Here is a 1088-nt window from a genome sequence, read left to right as displayed (position 1 = left end):
GCCATTTTAATCATCTGATATCTCACCAGATTATAAGCCAGTAAGACACCCCACAGCTCTTGCTCCACAAGCTCCGGTTTTTTACTTCTCAGCGTCAGCCTGCTCAGTTGCATCGTCTGTTTTATCTCCCTGTATCCCAGTTCGATTTCCCAGCGATGACTGTACAGATCCGCCATTTCTCCTCCGGGGAAGCGCATGGCGTCCGTCATCGACGTCAGCAGATGGCAGACTTTTCCTTTGCGCGTCACGGTCAGCAGGCGGGCTGTCACTTCATTTCCCAGTCCCGGCCACTTTTTTCGTGCCTGCGGGCTGGTTTTCAGCTTCACCAGATGATCGCCTTTACCCAGTTTTCTGATCTCTTCATATTGCGCTCCCTTTCTGAGAGGTATCATCCAGTGGCGGTGTTCTCCCGCCAGGCTCCAGGCATTTAACAGTCCCAGTGAGTAATAACCTTTATCCATTAACGTCAGAGTGTTATCGCCGGTTTGTTCTATAAGTTGCTCAGCAAGCTCATTTTCGCTGTTCTTCATCGTGCCGAAGGCTGCAGCCGTCAGCAGATGGCTGGTCAGTTCCATCTGGCAGACCATTTTGACCTGCGGGTAGAGCGCCGGGTTCCCGGCATGTGTCTGGCGGGGGAAGGCTGCATCGTTCTCTGGTGTATCCGGTGTGCGCCAGAACACACCATCGATGGCCAGCAGGGTCAGGCCGCACCAGTGCGGATGCGGCGTGGCGTTATGCCAGAGCTGCGCTGTTTTCGTGAACACGCGGCGGACAGCCTCACTTCCCAGGCGCTGGCGGGCCTGAATAACGGCACTGGGGGCAACGAAGGGGCGATTGCCCGGCAGCATGATGTCCAGGCGATTCACAATCTGGTGAAGAGGTTCTTTACGCTCAAGCGCCATGCCAACAATACACCAGACCATCATTTCGAGGGGAAGACGGCGCTTGCGTAGCGTTACAGTACCTGATTCGGCAAGGCAACGAGAGATGAGTTCGGGGTCGAGGTAATCCCCCAGAGAAGTCAGTGGGTTACGCAGAGAATCGTAACGGGATACCAGATCAAGAGCCTGTCCAATGTGCATAAAAAA

General features: G+C 54.5%; 1 protein-coding gene. It reads right to left on the bottom strand.

What is annotated here, in order from left to right; all coding sequences use genetic code 11:
- Positions 1–1088: IS4-like element IS4 family transposase (locus ACJHWR_RS25215; RefSeq protein ID WP_242812402.1), on the bottom strand; the 1088-nt coding region annotated here is incomplete at both ends.

The organism is Escherichia sp. WS568 (assembly GCF_046486085.1).
In the GTDB taxonomy this organism is placed as follows: domain Bacteria; phylum Pseudomonadota; class Gammaproteobacteria; order Enterobacterales; family Enterobacteriaceae; genus Escherichia; species Escherichia coli.
The sequence above is the reverse complement of the archived record's forward strand: the minus strand, read 5'-3'. Positions and strand labels throughout refer to the sequence as shown.